This is a genomic window from Streptosporangium canum (assembly GCF_900113865.1).
Classification (GTDB): Bacteria; Actinomycetota; Actinomycetes; order Streptosporangiales; family Streptosporangiaceae; genus Streptosporangium; species Streptosporangium canum.
In genome coordinates, this window is sequence record NZ_FOQY01000085.1 from 1 (window position 1) to 1,482 (window position 1,482).

At 76.7% G+C, this 1,482-nt stretch carries 1 protein-coding gene; it reads left to right on the plus strand.

The genetic code is table 11. The annotated features are described in order from the left end of the window. Window positions 1–1,482 (plus strand): protein kinase family protein (locus BM085_RS47140; protein ID WP_143121349.1); only part of this gene is annotated, 1,482 nt, incomplete at both ends.

Here is a 1,482-nt window from a genome sequence, read left to right on the forward strand (position 1 = left end):
CCATCCACCTGGCCGGCCTCACCCACGGCGCCCTCACCCCCGACACCGTCATCCTCGGCCCCGACGGACCCCGCGTCTGCGACATCGGCCTCGGCATCACCGGCGGCGAACCCGACTACCGCGCCCCCGAAAACCTGCACGCCGAACTCAACCCCGGTTCCGCCCCCACCGCGGGCAGGCCCGCGGACCTCTTCTCCTGGGCCGCCACCCTCGCCCACGCCGCCACCGGGCAGCCGCCCTTCGGCGGGGAGCTCCCCCGCGTCCTGGAAGGGCCCGCCAACCTCACCGGCGTCCCCGCCGAACTCGCCGCCCTCCTCGCCGCCTGCCTCGACAAGAACCCCCACGAGCGCCCCGACACCAAGGCCGCCATGCTCCGCCTCCTCGGCGAGCAGTCGGCGGTCATGATCACCGGGGACGACACGTGGCAGGACGAGGCACTACCGGCCGTACCGCAGCAGCCCGCTCCCGCGCAGGCGCCGCCGCCGGCGGGCTGGGGCGCGCCGCCGCTTCCGCGGGACGCGGCTCCCCCGGCGCAGGCGACGTTCGTCCTGCGGGGAGCGGCCCAGCCCGGCGAGCGGCCGAAGCGCGGCGGTTTCTCCCTCGTGCTGGCCGCCTGCGTCGGCGTGGTCGCCCTGCTGTCCGGACTCGGCCTGTGGGCCGCCGGAAGCTACACCTCCCTCGGCGAGGCGGAGCGGGCGGCCGCCAACGCCGCCGCCGCTGCTCCCCACGCGTCCCTGGGACTGGTCGACCAAGGTCAGCAGAGGCCGGAACAGCCGCAGGGCGACGGGCAGGGCATCGGCGTCGGCCCCGACGTCGGAGAGGAGCCTCCGGACAAGGTGACCGTGCCCTGGGGCGCCACGACCGACCCGCAGAACCCGGATGTCGGACCGATGCAGCTGGACACGGGCAGCCCGACGGTCCCGGCCCCGTCGATGACCTCGTTCGTCACCCCGCCGGCGATCCCGACCAACGCGCCCGTGCCGCCGCCCGCGGTTCCGACGAGGCCCTCGTCTCCGGCAGCGACGCCGCCCCCGAGCGCGACCGCGACCGTGACCGTCACCCCGACGCCGAGCCCGACCCCGACGCCGCCCAGGGTCGATCCGACCCCGGATCCGACGGCCCCGCCGACCCCGAGCGCGTCGCCCACGCCTAGCGAGCCCGCCACGCCGACGCCCGCTCCGACGCCGAGCGAGCCCGCCACGGAGACGCCGACCGCCAAACCGACGCCTCCCGCGGCGACCCCCAAGCCGACGGCGAAGCCGTCCGAGACACACACGGCCACCGCCAAGCCGACGCCGAAGCCGTCCTCGCCGCCGCCGGTCGTCGATCCGACGCAGCCTCCGGCCACCGCCAAGCCGACGCCGCCTCCGGCGACCACCAAGCCGGCGCCGAGTCCGACGAAGTCGTCGGCCCCGCCGGCCGCGCGCTCCAACCCCTACACCCCGCAGCAAGCCTGCGGATCGGGCTACTACGTCCAGCGCT